General features: G+C 67.8%; 17 protein-coding genes. 5 read left to right on the forward strand and 12 right to left on the reverse strand.

Annotated features, from left to right (window positions below; genetic code table 11):
- Positions 1-117: 117 nt before the first annotated feature.
- From Rhe02_RS40835 to Rhe02_RS40855, 5 genes are all read right to left on the reverse strand, one after another.
- Positions 118-579 (reverse strand): excalibur calcium-binding domain-containing protein, encoded by a 462-nt coding sequence (locus tag Rhe02_RS40835; protein ID WP_239124372.1) that lies wholly within the window; start codon positions 577-579, stop codon positions 118-120.
- A 126-nt stretch (positions 580-705) separates the two neighbouring features.
- A complete protein-coding gene (locus Rhe02_RS40840; RefSeq protein WP_203913879.1) occupies positions 706-2085 on the reverse strand; it encodes an FAD-dependent oxidoreductase in 1380 nt (459 codons plus the stop codon).
- A 162-nt stretch (positions 2086-2247) separates the two neighbouring features.
- A complete protein-coding gene (locus Rhe02_RS40845) occupies positions 2248-2934 on the reverse strand; it encodes a hypothetical protein (RefSeq protein WP_203913880.1) in 687 nt (228 codons plus the stop codon).
- A gap of 132 nt (positions 2935-3066) precedes the next feature.
- Complete coding sequence (locus tag Rhe02_RS40850; RefSeq protein WP_239124373.1) at positions 3067-4698, reverse strand: PQQ-dependent sugar dehydrogenase; 1632 nt, start codon at positions 4696-4698, stop codon at positions 3067-3069.
- 85 nt (positions 4699-4783) lie between these two features.
- A complete protein-coding gene (locus Rhe02_RS40855; protein WP_203913881.1) occupies positions 4784-5425 on the reverse strand; it encodes an N-acetylmuramoyl-L-alanine amidase in 642 nt (213 codons plus the stop codon).
- Between the two features lie 107 nt (positions 5426-5532).
- Between Rhe02_RS40855 and gad the strand changes: the two genes are divergently transcribed.
- Positions 5533-6930 carry a glutamate decarboxylase gene (gene gad, locus Rhe02_RS40860; RefSeq protein ID WP_239124374.1) on the forward strand — a complete coding sequence of 466 codons (1398 nt, stop codon included), beginning with the start codon at positions 5533-5535 and terminating at the stop codon, positions 6928-6930.
- Positions 6931-6958: 28 nt separating this feature from the next.
- Here gad and Rhe02_RS40865 read toward each other — a convergent pair whose 3' ends face one another.
- On the reverse strand, positions 6959-7750 hold the full coding sequence (locus Rhe02_RS40865) for a DivIVA domain-containing protein (protein WP_203913882.1): 792 nt from the start codon (positions 7748-7750) through the stop codon (positions 6959-6961).
- 134 nt (positions 7751-7884) lie between these two features.
- Here Rhe02_RS40865 and Rhe02_RS40870 point away from each other — a divergent pair, with 134 nt between their 5' ends.
- Positions 7885-8871: a hypothetical protein gene (locus Rhe02_RS40870; protein ID WP_203913883.1), complete on the forward strand. Its 987-nt coding sequence runs from the start codon at positions 7885-7887 to the stop codon at positions 8869-8871.
- Here Rhe02_RS40870 and Rhe02_RS40875 read toward each other — a convergent pair.
- Genes Rhe02_RS40875 through Rhe02_RS40885 form a run of 3 tightly spaced genes read right to left on the reverse strand, consistent with a single transcriptional unit; the run spans position 8755 to position 11218 of the window.
- Positions 8755-9297, reverse strand: coding sequence for a hypothetical protein (locus tag Rhe02_RS40875; RefSeq protein WP_203913884.1), 543 nt, complete (start codon positions 9295-9297; stop codon positions 8755-8757). The genes Rhe02_RS40870 and Rhe02_RS40875 overlap by 117 nt on opposite strands.
- Positions 9294-10760: a hypothetical protein gene (locus Rhe02_RS40880; RefSeq protein ID WP_203913885.1), complete on the reverse strand. Its 1467-nt coding sequence runs from the start codon at positions 10758-10760 to the stop codon at positions 9294-9296. Before Rhe02_RS40880 ends, Rhe02_RS40875 begins: the two co-directional genes overlap by 4 nt.
- On the reverse strand, positions 10757-11218 hold the full coding sequence (locus tag Rhe02_RS40885) for a hypothetical protein (RefSeq protein ID WP_203913886.1): 462 nt from the start codon (positions 11216-11218) through the stop codon (positions 10757-10759). Before Rhe02_RS40885 ends, Rhe02_RS40880 begins: the two co-directional genes overlap by 4 nt.
- 174 nt (positions 11219-11392) lie before the next feature.
- On the opposite strand from Rhe02_RS40885, the gene Rhe02_RS40890 reads away from it, so the two are divergent.
- Positions 11393-14515 carry a penicillin acylase family protein gene (locus tag Rhe02_RS40890; protein WP_203913904.1) on the forward strand — a complete coding sequence of 1041 codons (3123 nt, stop codon included), beginning with the start codon at positions 11393-11395 and terminating at the stop codon, positions 14513-14515.
- Between the two features lie 48 nt (positions 14516-14563).
- Here the strand turns inward: Rhe02_RS40890 and Rhe02_RS40895 are convergent, their stop codons facing one another.
- Positions 14564-15406: an alpha/beta fold hydrolase gene (locus tag Rhe02_RS40895; protein ID WP_239124375.1), complete on the reverse strand. Its 843-nt coding sequence runs from the start codon at positions 15404-15406 to the stop codon at positions 14564-14566.
- 24 nt (positions 15407-15430) lie between these two features.
- Here Rhe02_RS40895 and Rhe02_RS40900 point away from each other — a divergent pair, with 24 nt between their 5' ends.
- Both Rhe02_RS40900 and Rhe02_RS40905 read left to right on the forward strand, forming a co-directional pair.
- Positions 15431-15961 (forward strand): hypothetical protein, encoded by a 531-nt coding sequence (locus Rhe02_RS40900; protein ID WP_203913887.1) that lies wholly within the window; start codon positions 15431-15433, stop codon positions 15959-15961.
- A 115-nt stretch (positions 15962-16076) separates the two neighbouring features.
- A complete protein-coding gene (locus Rhe02_RS40905) occupies positions 16077-17564 on the forward strand; it encodes a M20/M25/M40 family metallo-hydrolase (protein ID WP_203913906.1) in 1488 nt (495 codons plus the stop codon).
- Positions 17565-17609: 45 nt separating this feature from the next.
- On the opposite strand, the gene Rhe02_RS40910 is transcribed toward Rhe02_RS40905, so the two are convergent.
- Together Rhe02_RS40910 and Rhe02_RS40915 are read right to left on the reverse strand one after the other, a co-directional pair.
- The gene (locus tag Rhe02_RS40910) at positions 17610-18485 is read right to left on the reverse strand and encodes an aminoglycoside phosphotransferase family protein (RefSeq protein ID WP_203913888.1); all 876 of its coding nucleotides are present in this window, start codon (positions 18483-18485) and stop codon (positions 17610-17612) included.
- 64 nt (positions 18486-18549) lie between these two features.
- Positions 18550-20136: a peroxidase family protein gene (locus tag Rhe02_RS40915; protein WP_203913907.1), complete on the reverse strand. Its 1587-nt coding sequence runs from the start codon at positions 20134-20136 to the stop codon at positions 18550-18552.
- Between the last annotated feature and the right edge of the window lie 101 nt (positions 20137-20237).

Below are 20237 nucleotides of genomic sequence, written 5' to 3' on the forward strand. Positions count from 1 at the left end.
GCCGTACCAGGGAAAGCAGCCGGGCGTTTTCTCGGGCCACCACCCGGTTCTGTGCAATCAGCTCATCGATCGCCCCCGCGTCCATGAAAAACAAACTAGAAGAGGGGTACGACACTCTTACCCATCATTTTGCTCGCAGCCCACACCGTCGCGGTCGCGGTCCAGGTGTGGTCCGTAGCCGGGTTCGGTGGAGAGGATCTGCCCGGCGCCAGCGGCTTGTGCCGCATCGCAGTTGTTGTAGAAGAACCCGCCCGGTACCGCGATGATGGCGCCGCACGGATCCACGTCAACCGGGGTGACGAGCATGGAGTGCACCCAGCCTCCGGTGCTGACGAACAGCCACATGGAGCCGTACTTGTCCGCGCCGTAGGTCGGTTCGCCCTTCTGCCAGCACGCGATGTCGAGTGTGGTGCCGATGGGAAGCTTTTCCAGCACAGGCGATTTGCTCGTCGGCTGGAAGCGGAGTTTGGCTTCGAGTTTGACGGTCGCGTCCTCCGCGGCCACGGCTGGCGCGGCAAGGAAAGCGGGTGAGGCAACGAGAGCTAGACACATCAGAGCCACTCGGCCAAGTGGGTTCACGGCTCAGCCTCCTCTGCCTGACGGCGGCGCAAAGGCAGATGATCTCCACTCAGACTACACCCGAACAAGGCGCCGCGGCGCCCGGCTGATCGTCCGGGCGCCGCGGGCTCTCGGTGGCGACGGGGGTTACGCCACCGGCTCCAACGCGCGCGGCCGTGAGACCGGCGCGGGAATGTCTGCTGGTTTTCCACCGGAGAACAGCACGCGGGCGAGCACCGCGGGCTTGAAGAGGGCCGGTGGGGCCGACATGAGGTTGGCAACGGACAGGAAGGCCTTGGCGACACCGGCGTTCGCCGCCGCCGCGCCGTGCAGCCTTCCGACATAGGAGTTGAGGAAGTTCACCTTCCGCGACCGGGGACCGGCCACGTGGTCATAGCGCAGGTCCGCGCCGACCGCGATGTCCCAGGGCACATCGATCACCCGCGCGGCACGGGCGTAGAACCGCTTCGGCAAACCGTTGCGCCCCTTGGCAAGGCACTCGCGCAGCTCAAGCGCCTCGGCAGCGGCGGCGGTCATTCCCTGGCCGTAGGCCGGGTTGAAGGCGCAGATGGCGTCGCCGAAGGCGAGGAAGCCCTCGGGGAGGCGCGCCATGTGCTCATAGCGGCGTCGCACGCTGGTCGGCAGCCGCATCTTCATGGGCGGGCCGAGCGGCTCGGCCGTGCGCAACAGCTCGTAGAGCTGCGGGCTGGGCAGGCGGCGGGCGAACTCAAGGAAACCGTCCGGATCGGAGGGTGGAAAGTTACCGGGGCCGCAGCCGAGCAGGGTGACCATCCACCGGTCGCCGTCGGCGGCGATGGCCACGCCGCCGTAAGGGTTGCCGGGCCAAGGACTTTGGACGATGGCGCGGAAGTCCGCGTCGCCGGCGACGCGGCGGTAGTCCCGCGAAGCGTAGACGGTGACCGGGTCGACATGCTCCTCGGCCGGCTTGTCATAGCCGAGCTGCGAAAGCCAGGTGGGGCCACGGTTTCCGCGGCCGGTCGCGTCGACGACCAGCTCCGCGTAGACCTCCTGCGGCGCCTCGCCGCGGGGCAGCACCCGCGCGCCGATGACCCGGGACTGGTCGTCGGAGGCGAGCAGACCGAGTGCCTCGGTACGGTGGTGGATGTCCACATTGGACAACTGGCGAACCCGGTCGCGCACGTAGCCTTCCAGCACGGGACGGCTCAAGCACATGCCGAGCAGACCCGACTCCTCGCGCGGCAAGCGGTGCCCGTCGTTGACCCAGACCATGTCGCGCAGGAGGTCGATGGGCAACGCGCCCAGCGCGGTCATGTCAGGTACAAAGTCATCAAAAAGCTCTTCCAGCACCTCGCGGCCACGAGCCAGCAGGCCGTGGGAGTGCTCGCCTTGGGGCACGCCACGGCGCGGGCGATGGTCAGCGGGCAGCGCATCGCGGTCGAAGATGGTGACCTTCGCAAACGATTCGCTGAGCACACGCGCGGCCAGCAGGCCCGCGATGCTTGCACCGAGCACGATCGCATGCCCGGACCGATCCTTGGCAGACACGGTTGGTCTCCGTTTCAGTGAAAGGGTGTCCGCAAAAGGTAAGGGCCGCAGGCATGATGATGGTAATGAATTCGTCGTCTGCTAGGTGACAGTGTGTATCCGGTCACGACGGAGGTGACCTGCTGATTCGCTACCGCGCGTCGGTTTGGTGACGGCGGATTGTCAACTTGCCGCCGGTTGGCTGGCGCGCTTGCGGCGGCGGGCGCGGGCCGTGAACCAGCCGACGATCCCGACGATGCTGGCGCCTACGCCGGACCAGGTGCCCCAATGGGTGGCGATCTCGGTGAGCGTGTACAAGGCGGTGCGTTTGACCGCCAGGGTGAGGCTCAGATCATTGCTGACCACATGGCCATCGCTAAGCGGCACTTCAAGATGCGCGGTCAGGGTCAGCCGATCGGTCGGCCGCTTCGGCTTGACCAGCCACGTCCACAGCATCTGGATGTTCGAGCCGGTCGAGGCGTCCATGGCGACCGAGGGACTGACATCGGCATCGCCCTCAGTGGCGAAAAGCGTTGCCCGGACGGTGGGTCCGACCTCGACGACCCCGGCGGTGATGGGGGAGGTGCTGGGCAGAAGGGTGTTTATCTTGTCTGCGATCTTGTCGCCCTCGCCGATCGACAGGCCCACCCGCTGGGTGGTGTCCACCGTGAGCGAGGACGGCGCCTGCCATTTGGCCTCCGCGCTGATCAGCTCCTTGGACTCCTGATCAATCTTGGCGAAGGCCGAGTTGGCCGGGCTCGGCTTCGGAGAGTTGGGCACCGCACTGTCAGGCGGCTCGCTTGTGCCGCACCCGCCCAGAAAAGCGATCGCTGTAATCAGGACAGCCAAACCCACCCGCAGCTTCACCACCGCCACATGATGCCACGCCCTCCTTGCGCCGCAAGTGCCCGAGCGGACCGGATAGCACGACAAAACCCGACAGTTTCGGGCCGACCAGCAGGCCCAGCGCGCCAGGAGCCATCCCAGCGCGCTGGGCGAGCGTCAGCTGATGCGCACGTCGTCGATCGCGGCCTCGACCAGGCTTGCGCCGCTTGCATCGGCGGCCTCGACGGTGATGGTCACGGACTGCCCGGCGAACGACGACACGTTGATGGTCGCCGTCTGCCAGGCCGCCGCGGTGTTCGCCGGCGCGCCAAGCCGCTCCAGCACCACCGTGTTGTTGACCCGTACCCGAAGGAAGTCAGCGTTGCTGGCGTTGTTCAGATGGGCGAGGTAGTAGCGCAGCGACAGCGTCAGCGTCCGTCCCGTGGGCAGGGCGATCGCGGGAGATCGCATGCTGGTGACGCCGCCGTCGATGTCGTTGGCTCCGGCCGAGGTACCGGCCAGGCGCCCGGTGACCAGACAGTTGACGCCACTGGTGGTGGTGCCCAGCTGATAGGTCAGACCGCCCGACGTGGTCGCCTCCGGGTCGCCCCGCTCAAAGCGTCCCGCGGTGGCGTTGTCGGTGCCGGAGGCGTTGGCCACCCAGCCCAGGTTGGTCTCGAAGGTGTCCTCGAAAACCGTGGTCCCACCGGTCATCGGCGGGAAGCGTACGACGCGGTCGTCGCTGGCGACCGGCGTGCCCCGGCCGTCGCGGTTGCTGGTCGCGATCCACAGGTAGCCGTCGGGTCCAATCGCGACGGTGCGGATGCGGCCATAGGTGCCCTGCAGCTCGATGGTGGGCGGTCCGCTTGTCCCGCCGCTGCCGTTGAGCGGCACCAGCCACAGTCTCGTGCCCCTGAGCGCGGCGGCGAACAGGGTGTTGTTGGCGATCGCGGTGCCGCTGGGCGAGGCCTCCGCGGTGGTCCAGGTGACAATCGGGTTGCGGAACGCGGGGTTGTTACAGGTGCCTTCGCACGTCGGCCAGCCGTAGTTGCCGCCCGCCACGATCTGGTTCACCTCGTCGATGGCGTTCTGGCCGAACTCGGTGGCGAACAGGCGGCCCTGCGGATCCCAAGCCAGGCCTTGCACATTGCGGTGGCCATAGCTGTAGACCACCGAGTTGGCGAACGGGTTGCCCGCGGGCACGCCACCGGTTGGCGTCATCCGCAGGATTTTGCCCGCCGGGGTGTTGAGGTTCTGCGCGTTGGCGGTGTTGTTGGCGTCGCCCGTGCCGGCGTAGAGCATGCCATCGGGACCGAAGGCGAGCCGCCCACCGTCGTGGATGGTCGCTTTGGGGATGCCGGAGCGGATCACCGTTACCGTGCCCGGGGTGTCCAGCCGGAACCGGACGATCCGGTTGTCAGCGCTCGCGGTCAGGTAGGCGTAGACGAGGTTGTCGGTGGCGAAGGTCGGTGAGACGGCCAAGCCCAGCAGGCCCGATTCGCCAGAGGGCACGACACCGGGCACGGTCGCCACGAGCGCGGGCGCGACACCCGGCCGCAGCCGGAAAATGCGTGCCGTGGCGCGTTCGGAGACCAGGGCGCTGCCATCGGGCAGGAAGGCCAGTCCCCACGGGATCTGCATGCCGGTCGCGACGAGTTCGGGCCGGGTCAGGTCGAATCCGCCCGCCTGGATGACGGGGCCGCTCGTGGCGGTGTCGGACGGTGCCGCCTCGTGGGCGGCGGTCGGTGTCGCGGCAGCCCCTACCAGGCTCAGGACCGCGACCATGGTCAGGAAAGATCGGGTATTCATTCGCGATCTCCTTCGATCGAGTTTCATGAATACCTTAACCGAGGGTACCGGGCCATGCGAAGGCCAGACCCGGTACCCAGAAAGGCTAAAGACCGAGGAAGCGCAGGATGCCGTTGGTGTGACCGCGTGCGGTCGCGGTGAGGAAGCTGGCATTCTTGAGCAGGTTGGCGTTGGAAACCGTGTCGATGAAGAGGTTTTCGGTGAGGACCGCCGGCATGGCCGTCTCGCGAAGCACATGGAAGTCGGCGGTCTTCTGGCCACGGTCGGTGACCGCGGAGACCGTGCGCATGCCCGCGATCACGTTGCTGTGCATCAGGCTGTGCAGGCGCTGGGTGGTGGCGCCGACGCCGGGATAGCGGAAGCTCTCGAAGCCCGTGCCACCACCGGCGTTGATGTGGATGGCGATGAAAATGGTGGCGCCCCAGGCGTTGGCGTCATCGCTGCGGTAGGTGAGGCTGCGGGTGATGTCGGTGGTGCGCGACATCCGCACGAGCACGGGGTAGCTCGCCAGCATGTTGCGCACCTGAAGGGCGATGTTGAGGGTGACCGTCTTCTCCTGCAAGCCGTTGCCGGTGGCGCCCGAGTCGGTGCCGCCGTGGCCCGGGTCGATGTAGACGCGGGGGGTCGCGGCAAGGGCCGGGCTGGCGGCCCAGGGTGCCACCGCGACGCCGGCTCCGGCCGCTGCGGCCAGAAGAGCGCGACGCCGAGTGAAGGGGCTGTTAGTCATGGGCACCTCTCTATAGCGGGTGTGAAATCTTCACGCCGAGACTGTAACGTATGTCAATGAATAACTAAAGACGGTCGTGACCTGGGCTCGGTCCTACGCTGGGTGCTGTGCCACTGCACAAGGGAAAGACCTCAGCAGGCGGATCGGGCCGCCACGTCGGCAACAAACTCGCGACCGTAGGGTTTGAGGAGGTCGTGCCGCCGATCACCGCATTGCGGGACAATTCCGTGCCCGCGGACACCGCCTACCAGCTGGTGCACGACGAGCTCATGCTCGACGGCAACGCCCGCCTCAACCTGGCCACCTTCGTCACCACCTGGATGGAGCCCCAGGCGGACAGGCTGATGGCCCAGTGCGCGGACAAGAACATGATCGACAAGGATGAGTACCCGCAGACCGCTGAGCTGGAAAGACGCTGCGTCACCATCCTCGCCGACCTGTGGCACGCCCCCGATCCGGCCACCGCCATCGGCTGCTCGACCACCGGCTCCAGCGAGGCGTGCATGCTGGCCGGGATGGCGCTCAAGCGCCGGTGGGCGGCGAAGCGCAGCGGCGGCAACGGCAAGGGCGCCCGGCCCAACCTGGTCATGGGCGTCAACGTGCAGGTCTGCTGGGACAAGTTCTGCAACTACTGGGAGGTCGAGCCGCGCCTGGTGCCGATGGAAGGCGACCGCTTCCACCTCAGCGCCGAAGAGGCCGCTGCGCGCTGCGACGAGAACACCATCGGAGTGGTAGGAATTCTGGGCTCCACCTTCGACGGCAGCTATGAGCCCATCGCCCAGATCTGCGCGGCGCTCGACGAGCTGCAGGAGCGCACCGGCTGGGACATCCCGGTGCACGTGGACGGCGCTTCCGGGGCCATGGTCGCCCCCTTCATCGACCCGGACCTGGTCTGGGACTTCCGGCTGCCCCGGGTCGCCTCCATCAACACCTCGGGCCACAAGTACGGGCTGGTCTACCCGGGCGTCGGCTGGGTCGTCTGGCGTGAACACCGGTTGCTGCCGCAAGAGCTGGTCTTCAACGTCAACTATCTCGGCGGGTCGATGCCGACCTTCGCGCTCAACTTTTCCCGTCCGGGCGCGGAGGTCGTGGCGCAGTACTACACCTTCTTCCGGCTGGGCCGGGAGGGCTACCGCACGGTGCAGCAGGGCTGCCGCGACGTGGCCACCTACCTGTCCGGCGAGCTGGAGAAGACCGGCCAGTTCCGGCTCATCAGCCGCGGCGACGAGCTTCCCGTCTTCGCCTTCACCACGGGCGCGGACGTGAAGCGGTACAACGTCTTCGACGTGTCCCGGCGACTGCGCGAACGGGGCTGGCTGGTGCCGGCCTACACGTTCCCGGAGAACCGCACGGATCTGGCGGTGCTGCGCATCGTGGTACGCAACGGTTTCTCACAGGACCTGGCCGACCTGCTGATGGACGACATCCGTCGGCTCCTGCCGGAGCTGGAAAGCCAGCCCGGTCCATTGCAGACGCCAGAGGCGGGATCGGCTTTCCACCACTGAGTGCGCTGAGGGCGGGCGCCCCACGCGTTCAGTCCTGGATGGTCGGGATGAGCCCGGTGGTCTCCATCGGTGTCGAATGGTCGATCTGGACCCGCGCCGGGGGTGGCCCCTCGTCGCCGAGCGCGCGCAGCTGGCTGTTCATGAATGTGCGCAGGCGCGAACGGTAGTCCTTGTCGAACTGCTGCAAGGCGTCGATCTGCTGCTGGAGCGCGGAACGCTTGGACTCCAAGCTGCCGACAACCTCCTGATAGCGCTGCTGCGCTTCGCGTTCCAGCGCGTCGGCCTTGGCCAGTGCGGCCTTGTCCAGCTCTTCGGCCTTGGCCCGGGCGTCAGCGAGAATCTTTTCGTTTTCCCGCCGCGCGTTGTCGGCATTGGCTTGCGCGTCCTTGGCGATGTCGTCGGCCTTGGCCCGGGCGTCGGCCAGCGCCTTGTCCGCGTCGCGGCGCACGCCGTCGGCGGCCACTTTGGCCTCTTTGCCCGCCTGGTCCGCGGCGGCCCTGGCGTCGGTGAGCGTCTTGCCCGCCTCCCGTCGCACCCCTTCGGCGAAGGTGTGGGCGTCTTGCGCGATCTGCTCGGCTTTGGCGCGAGCATCGGCGCGGATGCGTTCCGCCTCGTGCAGCGCACTGGCGACGTGTTCGTCGGCCGTGCGCCGGGCGAGCACCAGCACCTGCAGCGCCTGGCGTTCCGCGTCCGCGTCGGAGAGCAGCGCGCTGGCGCCGCCCGCTTGACTGGGAAGGGCGTGCTCACCCAGTGTCTCGTGCTCGGGAAGCTGTCCTCCGAACAGTCCCTTCACACGGCCTTTCAACCGATTATCGGTCACCGGACGACCTCCTTAGGTGAACGAGCCCTGACCGGCGGCATGTTACCAAGCAAAGCCGATTTCCTCATTACCGAGTTCACGCAGACGGGGACACTGAACTTGGCCCGGTGGCCACGCGCAGTAGGCTGTTGGCCGTGCAGGAGATGGCAAGCGATGTGTTGAGGCTGGTCCGCGGTGCCGGGGGAAAGCTGGTGGGAAACTGGCCCACCCTGCTCGCCCTGGTGCTGGCGGGCTTCACCGTCAAGCTCGCGACGCTGAAGCTGGCGCTGCTGGCCGGAGCGGTCGGCTGGGCGCTCGGAGTGGCGATTTTCGCCTTCACCGCGGCCGGGCTCGCCGCCGCGGTGATGTTCATGTTTCGTTCACTCTTGCCAGGGCAGCCATGGCCGAAGTTTCCGATGGTGCTCGCGCCATTCCTGATGGTTTATGTTGCTACAGATCATTTTGATGGGTACCTGATAGACCCCGCCCTGGAACGCCAGGTCACCATGGACGTGTCCGCGGCCGTGGTGCTCATCGTCGCGGTCATGTTGCGCTGGCTCATGCCGTTGTGGACGGCCGTGCAGGATCGGCGGTGGGCGGGCTGGGTGCGCACCGGGCTGGACATCTGCTGGATGTCCATGGTGGCGTTCACGATCGCGAGCCATCCGCTGTCGCGATGGCTGGCCGAGCTGACCCATCCGGTGTCGTGGCTTTTCAGTGCCGTGTTCACGGTCCTGCTGGTGCCGTTGGCCTGGCTCGCGGTGGGTGTGCTGGCGCTCGGTTTTCGTCCCTTGGATGCGCCTGAGCTGGTGCGAAGGGCCGGTGTCCCGCTCACCCTGATCACCTGCCTGCTCATCGTGGTGGTGCAGCAGGTGCCGTTGCTGTTGTGGCAGATCGAGCGGCTCGCCATCGGCACCCGCGACCCGGAAGCGTTCTGGCAGCCCATTACCGGGCTGATCGGTGCGGCCAACAGCGCGATCGGTGTGCTGCTGGTGGTGTGCCTGGCGGCTTCGCTGCTGATCGCGTCAGGCGCCGACGAGGCGGGCGTAGCCGGGCAGCGCGGCGGCGCGCACGACCCTTACCGCGACCGGTTTGGCGTCGGCGGGCGCGATGAAGAAGACGGTCACCTGGTAGGCATTTAGCGCGGTGTCCTCGGCCGTGCAGGTCGGCGTGGGCATCTTCAGGTTGGCCAGCTCGTAGGGGCGGGTCCCGAAGAGGCGCCCTTCGCTGTCCTCAAGGGAGATTTCGCAGTCGGCCAGGTCTTTCTGGTTGTCCACCTGGATCTCGATGACGGCTCGCCAGGTCTTGAGATCGGCGGGCATTTTCAGCGGCTTGCCCGCCGTGTCGTAGAGGTCGGTGGTGGCCGCCATGTTGACCAGGCGAAGCCGGGCCTTGGAATAGCTGACCCATTCCGCGGGCGCGGCACTGACCCCGGCCTTTGGTTGACCATTGATCTGCTGGCCGTAGAAGTCGGTGCGGTCCAGGGCGACGACCGTGAAAGCGGCGATCGCGGGCAGCAGGCCGAGCAGGCCCCACATGTTGCGGCGGAAGAATCCGGGCTTTTTCACGGCTTTACCTCGGTCGGGGCGAGCGTGGCCGGAGGCTGCTCGCCGGGGGCCACGGTCAGGTTGGGCAGCACGACCTCGGCCATGGCGTCGAGCGCGAGCCGGTCGGGATGCGCCGCGAAGAGCGCGGTCAGGCTGTCGAGCGCGTCCTTGGGCACCTCGAAGATGACTTCGCCTTCGATGGGGATGCCGGGCTGGAAAGGACGGCTGCCGTCGATGAGCGGCTGCCGGACGCGATCGGAGGCCAGATAGGTGCGGCCGGCGCGGTCGCGCACCGCGGCATAGCCGACCTGTGTCGGCTCATGGTTGGCGGCCAGGCGCACCCGCACAATCACCCACACCCCCTGGGTCGCCTGGGCGGCGCCCCCGGCCTGCAGCGAGGACGCGGCCCGGGCCGCCTGCACGGTGATGGTAAATGTCCGGACATCAAGGCTTTCGCCAGGTGCGCCGGCCTGAGCGAACGGGCGTTGCGACGAAGCCGGATCCGGCCCGAGCCATCTGACGCCGGCGCCGATCGCGACCGCGGCGGCGGCCATCGCGACCGCCCCGGCGACGGCGGTAACGCGCTGGCCGGTGCTCATCGGGGGGCGAGAAGCGGTGCGGCGCCTGGGTTGTGGTGCGGGTTTCGGCGCGGGTTTCGGCTTAGCCGCCGAATCTGACTTTGACCCGGACCACGGCTCGACGCTTGGCCAGCTGGCGGGCTCCGGGTACTGCGAGTCGGAGTTGCGGTAGTCCGTGCTGGTGTCCGGCCACCGCTCGGGCTCCGGGTAGACCGGCTTCTCGTCCGGCCAGCGGCCGAACACGCTGGTGGAGGTCTTGGGGTCAAGCTCGTCGCGGCTGCGCCGCTGGCGCTCGCGCTCGTATTCGAGGTCGGACTGGCGCTGGCGCTCCCGCTCGAACTCCTCCTCGAGCCGGGCCACTCGCGCGCGTTCCAGCTCGATCTCGCGTTCCAGCTCGGTGGCGCGGGCCCGCTCCAGGGCGGCCGTGCGTTCCAGGTCGGCTTTGCGCTCGCGTTCCAGCTCGGCTTGGCGCAGCAGCTCCTGCTCGGCCAGCCGCTCCCGGTCGAGCTCGGCCTGGTGGTCGCGATCGGCCTGCGCTCTGCGTTCGCGTTCCAGCTCGGCGCGGCGGGCTCGCTGTGTCTCGCGTTCCTGCTCCGCCTGGCGATCCAGCTCGGCCTGACGCTGTTTGTCCGCCGCGGATTTGCGGCCGAACTTGCGCTTCGGCTCCGCCGCGGGCGCGGGCTCGGCCGGCGCCTCGGGAACGCTCGCCCTCGCTTCCGGCTTGCGCGACTGGGCGGGGATGAAGTCGGGCTCGGGCGGGGGGCTGCCCTTGGACTTGCCCTTGAGTTTCTTGGCGGCCTTGTCGGTGGCACGAACCCAGCTGCCGTCGGGCATCTGGACCCACGCCTCCTCGCCGAACAGCGGGGCGCCTTCCTCAACCTCGTTGAGGCGGTCGTAGCGGCTCATTTCGTGCTCACCGCAATGGTGACCGGGGAACCGCCGGAGACCTCCACGGTGACCTGGGTGGGCGGCGTCGCGCCGACCTTCTGCTCCCAGGCGAACGCCAGCTCCTCGGGCAGGCCGGGATGCAGCCGATCGATCTTGCTGCCGTCGCGTACCAGCAAAACGCCCGGCTCGGTGGTCACCAGCGCGTCCACTCCGGACAGTCGCAGGATCGAGGCGAGACCGGTGGCGCTGGTCTTGCCGGTGATCTCCACCTTGGCGCGCACGATCACCCAGCGGTTGGCCGGGTCGGCACGCTGCAAGGGGGGCAGGTCGGCGGCGACCGCGGCCGAGGTGACATCGACATGCCATGGCCCCGGTGGGGGGCCTCCTCGTACCAGTGCGCCGATCAAGCCGGTCACCGCGAACAGGAGGAGCGCGCTGCCCGAGCCCCACCAGGTGATCGATTGCTGCCGTGTCACACGGCGCAGCATACCGCCGCCAAACCGGGGGTTACTTATCGCTTCTTATAGATGGATATGCCGGAATTCTTAGGCTGTTGCGGACGGTTTGGCACTCCTAGTATGTGAACACCCTTCATATACCTCGCTCCCGAGAGGGGATCGCCCGTGCTCAGCAAAGTGACGCGGGCCGGAATGGCGCTCGTGCTTGTCACCACCGCCTTGGTGCTCGCACCTGCCTCGCCGGCTACCGCCGCCAGCGCCTACCTGCAACCCAACGACTACTGCCTCGATCAATGCGACGACATCCTGCCGCCGGGGCAGAACGGCAACGCCACGCTCGCGGAAATCCTTGCCCAGCAAGCACTCGGCATCAGACCGGCGCACAACGCCGACCAGATCGGCAAGTACGCCAACCTGCTCAGCGCCTACACCGGGCTGACCGGCGAACAGATCGGGCAGTTCTACAACGACGCCGCCTTCGGCGTGCCCGCCTCGCAGGTGGAAAGCACCTCCTCGCCCCGCTCCGATGTGACGATCCTGCGGGACAAGGCCACCGGTGTGCCCCACATCTACGGCACCACCCGGGGCGGCACGATGTTCGGGGCCGGGTACGCGGGGGCCAGCGACCGGCTCTTCCTGATGGATCTGCTGCGCCGCGTCGGCCGGGGCAAGCTCACCTCCTTCGCCGGCGGCTCGCCCGGTAATCAGGCGCTTGAGCAGCAGGTTTGGCGCAACTCGCCCTATACCGAGGCCGATCTGCAGGTACAGGTGGAGGCCCTTCGCGTCTCCGGCCCGCGTGGCGCGCTGCTGCACAGCGACATCACCGAGTTCGTGGCGGGCATCAACGCCTACATCAACCGCTGCATGTCGGCGATCCCGATCAACTGCCCGGGGGAGTACGTGCTCACCGGGCACCTGGACGCGATCACGGGAGCGGGCGGCCCGGAGCCGTTCACCATCACCGACATCGTCTCGATCAGCGGCGTGGTCGGCGGGCTCTTCGGCGGCGGGGGCGGCAACGAGATGCGCTCCGCGCTGGTGCGCCTGGAGGCCCAGGCCAAGTACGGCACCGTCGTCGGTGACCAGGTGTGGCGCGCCTTCCGAGAGCAGAACGACCCCGAGACCGTGCTGACTTTGCACAACGGCCAGTCCTTCCCATACGGCCAGACTCCGGCCGCCGCCTCCGGCGTGGCCCTGCCCGATCGGGGGACGGCATCGCCGGTCCCGGTGGTGTTCAACCGAAGTGGGTCGGCCGGCACCCCGATCACCTCACCTGAGGAGCGCGGGATTCTGCCGAACCTGAACATCGGCCCGGAAAGCCGCCGGGGCATGTCCAACGCCATGGTGGTCTCCGGCGCGCACACCGCCACCGGCAACCCGATCGCCGTCTTCGGGCCGCAGACCGCCTACTTCTCGCCGCAGCTGCTCCTGCTGCAAGAGCTGCAAGGCCCGGGGATCAGCGCCCGCGGCGCGTCCTTCGCCGGGGTGAACCTCTATGTCCAGCTGGGCCGCGGCCAGGACTACGCGTGGAGCGCCACCTCGGCCGGCCAGGACATCACCGACACCTACTCCGTTGAACTGTGCGGTGACATCAACAGCACCGTCTACCGCTTCCGTGGCGTGTGCACGCCGATGGAGCAGCTGCGCCAGGACAACGCGTGGACGCCGACGCTGGCCGACTCCACCCCGGCCGGGTCCTACTCGCTGATCACCTACCGCACCAAGTACGGCCTCGTGCTGTGGCGCGGCCTGGTCAACGGGGTGCCCACCGCTTTCACCTCGCTGCGTTCCACGTACCGGCACGAGGCGGACTCGGCGCTCGGGTTCCAGATGTTCAACGATCCGGCGCAGATGGGCACCGCGGCGGCCTTCGTCACCTCGGCCAGCAACGTCGGCTACGCGTTCAACTGGTTCTACGTGAACTCGGCCGAGGCGGCCTACTTCAACTCCGGCTCCAACCCGGTGCGGCCCAGCCACGTCGACCCGAACCTGCCCATCGCGGCCACCGCGGCCAACGAATGGGTGGGCTGGAACCCGGACAACAACACCGCCTCCTACACGCCCACCTCGGCGCATCCCCAGGCGGTGAACCAGGACTACTTCATTTCGTGGAACAACAAGCAGGCCAAGGATTACAGTGCCGCGGACGGGAATTTCAGCTTCGGCCCGGTACACCGTGGCGACATGCTCGACAAGGCGGTGAAGGCGGCCATCGCCGGTGGGCAGAAGCTCGACCGGGCGGGCGTGGTCAAACTCGTCGAAGCCGCGGCGCACGAGGATCTGCGGGCCACCCACGATCTCGGGTTGCTGCTGCAGGTGATCACCTCCCAGCCGGTGACCGACCCGGCGCAGGCCGACGCGGTCGCCAAACTGCAGGCCTGGCTCGCCAACGGCGGGCACCGCACCGAGACCGGCGCGGGAAGTCACGTCTACCGCGACGCCGACGCCATCCGCATCCTGGACGCCTGGTGGCCACGGCTCGTCGACGGAATGTTCCGTCCCTCGCTGGGCGACAGCCTGTTCGCCTCCCTGGCGGGCGCCATTCAGATCGACGAGGCACCTTCCGATCACGGCCAGCCGCACAAGGGATCCTCGTTCCAGACCGGCTGGTGGGGTTACGTTTCCAAGGATCTGCGTTCGGTACTGGGTCAGCCGGTAGCCGGCCCGCTGGCCGCGACCTATTGCGGCGCAGGCAATCTGGCCGCTTGCCGGTCGGTGCTGCTGAGCACGCTGGCGACGGCCGCGGCCGTGCCGGCGAGCCAGGTGTATCCCGGTGACGGTGACTGCGCGGCGGGCGACCAGTGGTGCGCGGACACGATCATCCACTCGGCGCTGGGCGGAATCGGCCAGGACCCGATCAGCTGGCAGAACCGCCCGACCTACCAACAGGTCGTGCAGTTCCCGGCCCGGCGTGGGGACAACATAGCCAACCTTGCTCACAACAAGACCGCCACCGCTTCCAGCACCCAGTTCCTGACCAGCCTCACGCCGAACAAGGCGGTCGACGCCAACGACGGCAGCCGCTGGGGCAGCTCGTTCAGCAACAACCAATGGATCAAGGTGGATCTGGGTTCGGCGCAGACGGTCGGCCGGGTGATCCTCAACTGGGAGTCGGCCTACGGCCGGTCGTACCGCATCGAGGTGTCAAACGACAACACCAACTGGACGACGGTCTTCTCGACCACCGCGGGCAACGGCGGGACAGACAACATCTCCTTCGCCCCGGTCAGCGCCCGCTATGTGCGCATGTTCGGCCTGACCCGGGCGACGTCCTACGGATTCTCCCTCTACGAGTTCGACATCTACGCCAAGTAAACCTAGGCAACTTCACGGTGGGGCCGGCGCGACCGCCGGCCCCACTTCTCACGCGGTGTGGCGCGCGATGGCTGTCACCACGGTGTCCCATGTGGATGGTGGTGGCGCCTGGTGTCCCACGCCGTCGAGCAGAAGCAGGCGCGCACCGGTGATTTCGCGGGCGAGCGCTTCGCCGTGGCCGGGTGGAAAGAACGGGTCTTCGGTGCCGTGGATGACCAACGTCGGCGCGCTCACCTCGGCGAGCCGGGGGCGCACCTCCTCGCCCCCTTCGAGCAGCCAATGGTTCTTCGCGCTGGACTCCACGTTGACCGTGCGGGCGACCACCAGCTGCGCCACCGCGCGCGCCTGCGCCTCGTCGAAGGATTTCGGCCCGGCGTAAGGGCGCTCGCTTTCCACGAGATAGTCGGCGACCGCCGCCGGGTCGGCCCAATCCGGCTCGGGCAACGGGTTTTCGAAGGCCTCCCGGATTCGCTTGGCGGGCGGCGGGAGGTCGCCGGCCGGGCCGGGGCTGGTGGACATAAGCGTCAATGTCGCCACCTTCTCCGGCTGGTGCACCGCGAGATATTGGGCGATGCCACCGCCCATGGAGAGGCCGACCAGATGCGCTCGGCCACCGCTGAGCGCATCGATCAAACCGGCGGCATCGGCGGCGAGATCGGGCCCGGTGTAACCGGGTGCGCCGGGAGGGTAGCTTGTTGAGCGCCCGGTGTCACGATGGTCATACCGGATGACCTGACGGCCCTGGGCGGCAAGGAGCTCGCAGAGCCGCGGGCTCCACAGGTCCATGGAACAGGCGGCGCCACCGATCAGCAGGATCGCCGGTGACCGCGGTTCCCCGAAGGATTCGACGCACAACTCGGCTCCGTTGACGGCCACCATCTGCTCAGGCATGGCACCAACCCTATTAGGAGACACATGGCTTCCACCGACCGGCGGTCGCGTCGCAGTTTCGGGCTCACCGCTCTTTTCCTGGGGTTCTTCGGAGCAGGCTGGCTCAGCTGGGCACAGGCCGCACCTCCGCTGGGCACCTGGCTGAGCGTCCTTGCCTGGGTGTCGCTGGCCACCGCCGCGGCCGGGGCGGTGATCGGTTTCCGCAGCCCGGGCGGGCAGGATCAGGTGGACGGACGCCGCTACGGCATCATCGTCGGGGTCGAGTTCGCGGCTTGCGGCCTGGGTGCGGTGGCGCTGGGCGCGACCGGGCAGAGCGAGTTCATTCCGGTGTGGATATGTCTCGTGGTGGGCGTGCACTTCTTCCCGCTCGCGCCCGCATTGCATGATCCACTATTGGTGCCGCTGGGGGTGGCCATGTGCGCGGTGGCCGTGGCCGGTCTAGTGGTGGCCCTGGCCTCGTCGGTGAACGCGAGCGTGGTGGTGGGGACGGGAGCCGGGCTGCTTCTCGCGGGCTACGCGGTGATGGCGCTGGGCAAAGCCGTGGCAAGACCCTAAAATTTCAGGCATTCACAATCATCGCTGTGCGGCTTATCCTGCGGCTGCGGGCTACCCCCGTCCTTTCCCCGTGAGGAGTACGGCGTTGAGACCTTCATCGATCCTTCGTGGCCTGATGGCCTTCACTCTGGCTGCGACAGCGGTCGCTGCCCTGCCGTCATCGGCAGCGGCCGCGCCCGCGCCGGATGTGGTGGCCCTGGCCACTCCGGACATCTCGCTGACCAATCAGCGGGCGCATCTGCAGCAGTTCCAGAACATCGCGACCGCCAACGGCGGCACGCGCCGCTCCACCACGGCCGGCTACACCGCCTCGGTGAACTACGTCTTCGACCGGCTGTCGGCGGCGGGCTACACCGTCGTGCGGCAGACCTGCGCGACCGGCTGCACCGCGGGCGCGGGCCCGAACGTCATCGCCGACTGGCCCGGCGGTGACGTCAACAACACCTACATGTTCGGCGCCCACCTCGATAGCGTCACCGCCGGACCGGGCATCAACGACAACGGGTCCGGCTCGGCGACGGTGCTGGAGATCGCCCTCACCCTGGCCGCCACCAACCCCACCATGCAGAACCATGTCCGGTTCGCCTTCTGGAGCGATGAGGAGCAGGGGCTCAACGGCTCGCAGCACTACGCCAACAGCCTCACCGCCGCCCAGCGCACGCAGATCAAGGGCTACTTCAACTTCGACATGGTCGCCTCCACCAACGGCGGGTACTTCATCAACCGGATCACCTCGAGCATCGGCCAGGTTCTCAAGGCCTACTACGACACCAACTTCCCGGGCATCGCCCCGGAGGAGAACGTGGAGGGCGCAGGCCGCTCCGACGACGCGTCGTTCAACGCGGTGGGCATTCAGACCAGTGGTGTGGCCGCCGGCGCCAGCGCCAACAAGACCGCCGCTCAGGTGACCAAGTGGGGCGGGACCACCGGCGACTATGACCCGTGCTACCACCAGGCGTGCGACCGTTTCCCGGCCAACATCAGCGACACGGTGCTCAACCGTGCCGGTGACGCGGCCGCACACGCGCTGTGGACCCTTGCCGTGGGCACCGGGACTCCGCCCACCACCGTCTACTCCGACACCTTCGAAACCGCCACCGGGTGGACCACCAACCCCAACGGCACCGACACCGCGACCACCGGCGTGTGGGAGCGGGGCGACCCCGAGGCCACCACGTCAAGTGGCGCCAAGCAGTTGGGTACCACGGTCAGCGGAACCAACGATCTGGTGACCGGCCGGCTCGCCGGGGCGGCCGCCGGTGACTTCGACATCGACGGCGGCACCACGTCGATCCAATCGCCCGCCATCACGCTGCCGGCCACCGGCACGCTCAATGTCTCCCTGTCCTGGTACCTCGCCCACGGCAGCAACGCGTCAAGCGCTGACTTCTTCCGGGTGAGCATCGTCCACAGTGGAGGGACGACCCAGTTGTTCAACCAGGCGGGGGCTGCGGCCAACCGCAACGGCGCCTGGGCCACCGGAACATGGAACATCTCGGCCTTCGCCGGGCAGAGTGTCCGAATCCTCATCCAGGCAGCCGACGCCTCCGGCGCAAGCCTGGTCGAGGCGGGCGTGGACAACGTCACCGTCACACGGGCCTGATCCGCCCCGGATGCCGGGTCGCCCCACGCGGGCGGCCCGGCATCGCTATGTCACGAAGACCTGCACGAGCCGCCGGCAGCGCACCGGATCCTCGGTGAGCCCGGCGCGCAAGCCCCAGAGCCAGTAGTCGACGGCACGCAACAGCACCCAATCGCGGGCATGGTCGCGCTCCACCCCGGCTGCGGCTGCGGCCGCATCGAAATGCTCGATGATGGTGGCCGGGCCCGCCATCTCGTCCAGGCGGGTCCAGAGCACCCGGGCCAGATCGTAGGCGATGTCGCCGCGCAGCAGCACCGGATCGACGGTGAGCCAGGTTTCGCGCTGCCCGCGCAGCACCTGTGCGGAGTGCATGTCGCCGTTGACGGCCAGCTCGGATTCGCTGCGGCACAGCGCTTCGCCGACATCCAGCGCCTCGGTGAGGATGGCGCGGTCGAAGGGGCGTTGCAGCGCTTGCCAATCCGCTTCGAGCCGGCTGAGGCGGGCGCGCACCAGATCCGCCGTCGACGGCACATCGTCAGGCGCCGGAACGGCCAAACGCCGCATCATCGCGCCGAGAAGCGGGATCGCCTCGTCCACCGGCACCCGGGCCAGCGGCTCGCCGAGACGCTCAAGCAGCATCGCACCGCTGGCGGCGTCGGCGTCGAAAAGCCTTGCCGTGCCTCGTCCGTCCCAGAACCGAAGGGCCCGGATGTGGGCGTCGAGATCTGGTCCGGGCGGTGACATGCGCAGCACGAAGCTCTCGCTGTCACGCTCCACCGGCACAACGATGGCGTGGGAGCCGTGCGCGAGCTCACCGGCGATGCGCAGCCGCCACGCCGCGCATTGCATGCCAACGGCTTGCGGCAGTGCGGCCAGCCAGGCCGCGCCACCGCTGAACCAGGCGGGCGAGGCAAGGAACGACGGCGGTAGTTCTACCTGCATCCCACCAAGGTTAGCTGGCGGCTGTTTGGGGCGGGCCGTGCGGCGGCACGGCCCGCCCGGTTGTCTACTGACCGCGGCTGGCCGGGTCGACTCGTGCCCAGCGCAGCAGATCGGTCATCTTGAAGGTGCCGGGCGTCTGGCTCGGCAGAGTGGGGGTGAAGCCGTTGTTCAGATATGAGAACTCGTCACGTGCGAGGAGCCCGATGAGTGTCTCGGCGACGATGCGGCCGCCGATCGGGCCTAGGCGCAAGCCGTCGTTGAAGACGGCCGCTTCCTTGAGGATGTAGTACCACAGCGGGGTGCTGGCATCCAGACCGAGTCCATACCCTCTCAGCTCAGGGAAGTTACTCGAGGCAAGGACGGGCGATCCCGTGGCCTGCGCGATGCGCTGGCCCGACGGCAACGACCAGGTCAAGTGGCGCAACAGGTTTCGCTGGGGAAGCGAGATCGGCGGATCTCCACTCGCGATGGCCTGCAGCGGCAGCTTGAACAGCGGGGTCGAGATACTCGTGTCGAGTCTCTTGTTCGGCCTTACGTGCTGGGTCTGATCGCCTCCGAAGTCGAAGAACGTCTGCCAGCCAATGAAACGACGCCGTGCCCTGCGCCGTCCCCGTAGGTCGACCGGATCGGATTGGTTCTCCCCGGCCGGGTCGAAGATGAACCCGAAGAAGGGCGCCGGGGCGCCGGTGACCGGGTCGCGGTCGCCGGCCAGGTTGGCGCGGTAGGAGGGTCGGACCAGTGAGTGTCCCATGCGGAAGGTGCCGGTCTGGAACTCCACCGGCATGGTGGGACGGTCGAACCTGTACCAGCGCAACCCGTTGCGGAAGATGTCGTCGACCAGCGCCTGCCCGCAGATCTGCGGGAGGAACTCTTTGACGACAATCCACTGGTAGTGGTGGATGATGGTGCGCCGCGAGTAGAACCAGACGTCTCCGGGCAGGTTGTTGGCCCGGCGGAAGTCCACCGTCCGGTTGTGCGCCAGCAGGAACGCGGCTTGCAGCCCGGAGATGATGAGGTTCTCGTCGTTGCGCGGATCGGCGATGATCGCCGTGCCGTTGCTGTTGCGCGGCAGGTCTTCGAACAGACCGCCACTCTCGATGCGGAACTTGGCCCGGTCTGAGGTGCTGTAGAGCTGCGGGCTGACCGTCGGCCCGCCGCCGAACACCGTGTCGAGGTCGAGCCGGGTGTCGCGAGTGTTCGTGGTCGCGGTCGGCTCAGCCACCACGCCTAGCGGCGAGGCGGCGTCGAAAGTGACGTCGTGGTCGATGAACTGACCGAGGAACGTTGTCCCGGCGGTCATGTTGGTGACCACGTTGTCGCGGTTGTTGGGGCTCAGCTCCGGGTTGGTAATCAACCGGATCGGGCCCTCTTGGAGTGGGTCTTTGGCGTCGAGCAGGCCGCCGAGTTTGCCGATGTCGTTCATCGCGTTCTTGACCGCTGTCGAGGTCGGGCTGGCGAACGCGGGAAGGTTGAACATACGGCTGAATCGGGGATCGGGGGCGGCCGAGACGACCGGGCCCTCCACCTCTGCTGCTTGTGCTTCGACGTCGCTCAGGATCACCGCGCCGGCTGCTGCTGCTCCGACGCCGCCGACGAACTTACGCCGGCTAAGCCTGGCTCTTCGACCCGTGGGCTGGTTTGAGTCTGCCATCGTTGGCTCCCAAAGGGTTTTGGATGCGCAGCGCGCCTCATACTTCCTTTCCCTTGCGCGCTCACGCGTTTGCAGCAGTTTGACATTGATCGATATATTCC

This window comes from Rhizocola hellebori (assembly GCF_016862955.1).
GTDB lineage: Bacteria > Actinomycetota > Actinomycetes > Mycobacteriales > Micromonosporaceae > Rhizocola > Rhizocola hellebori.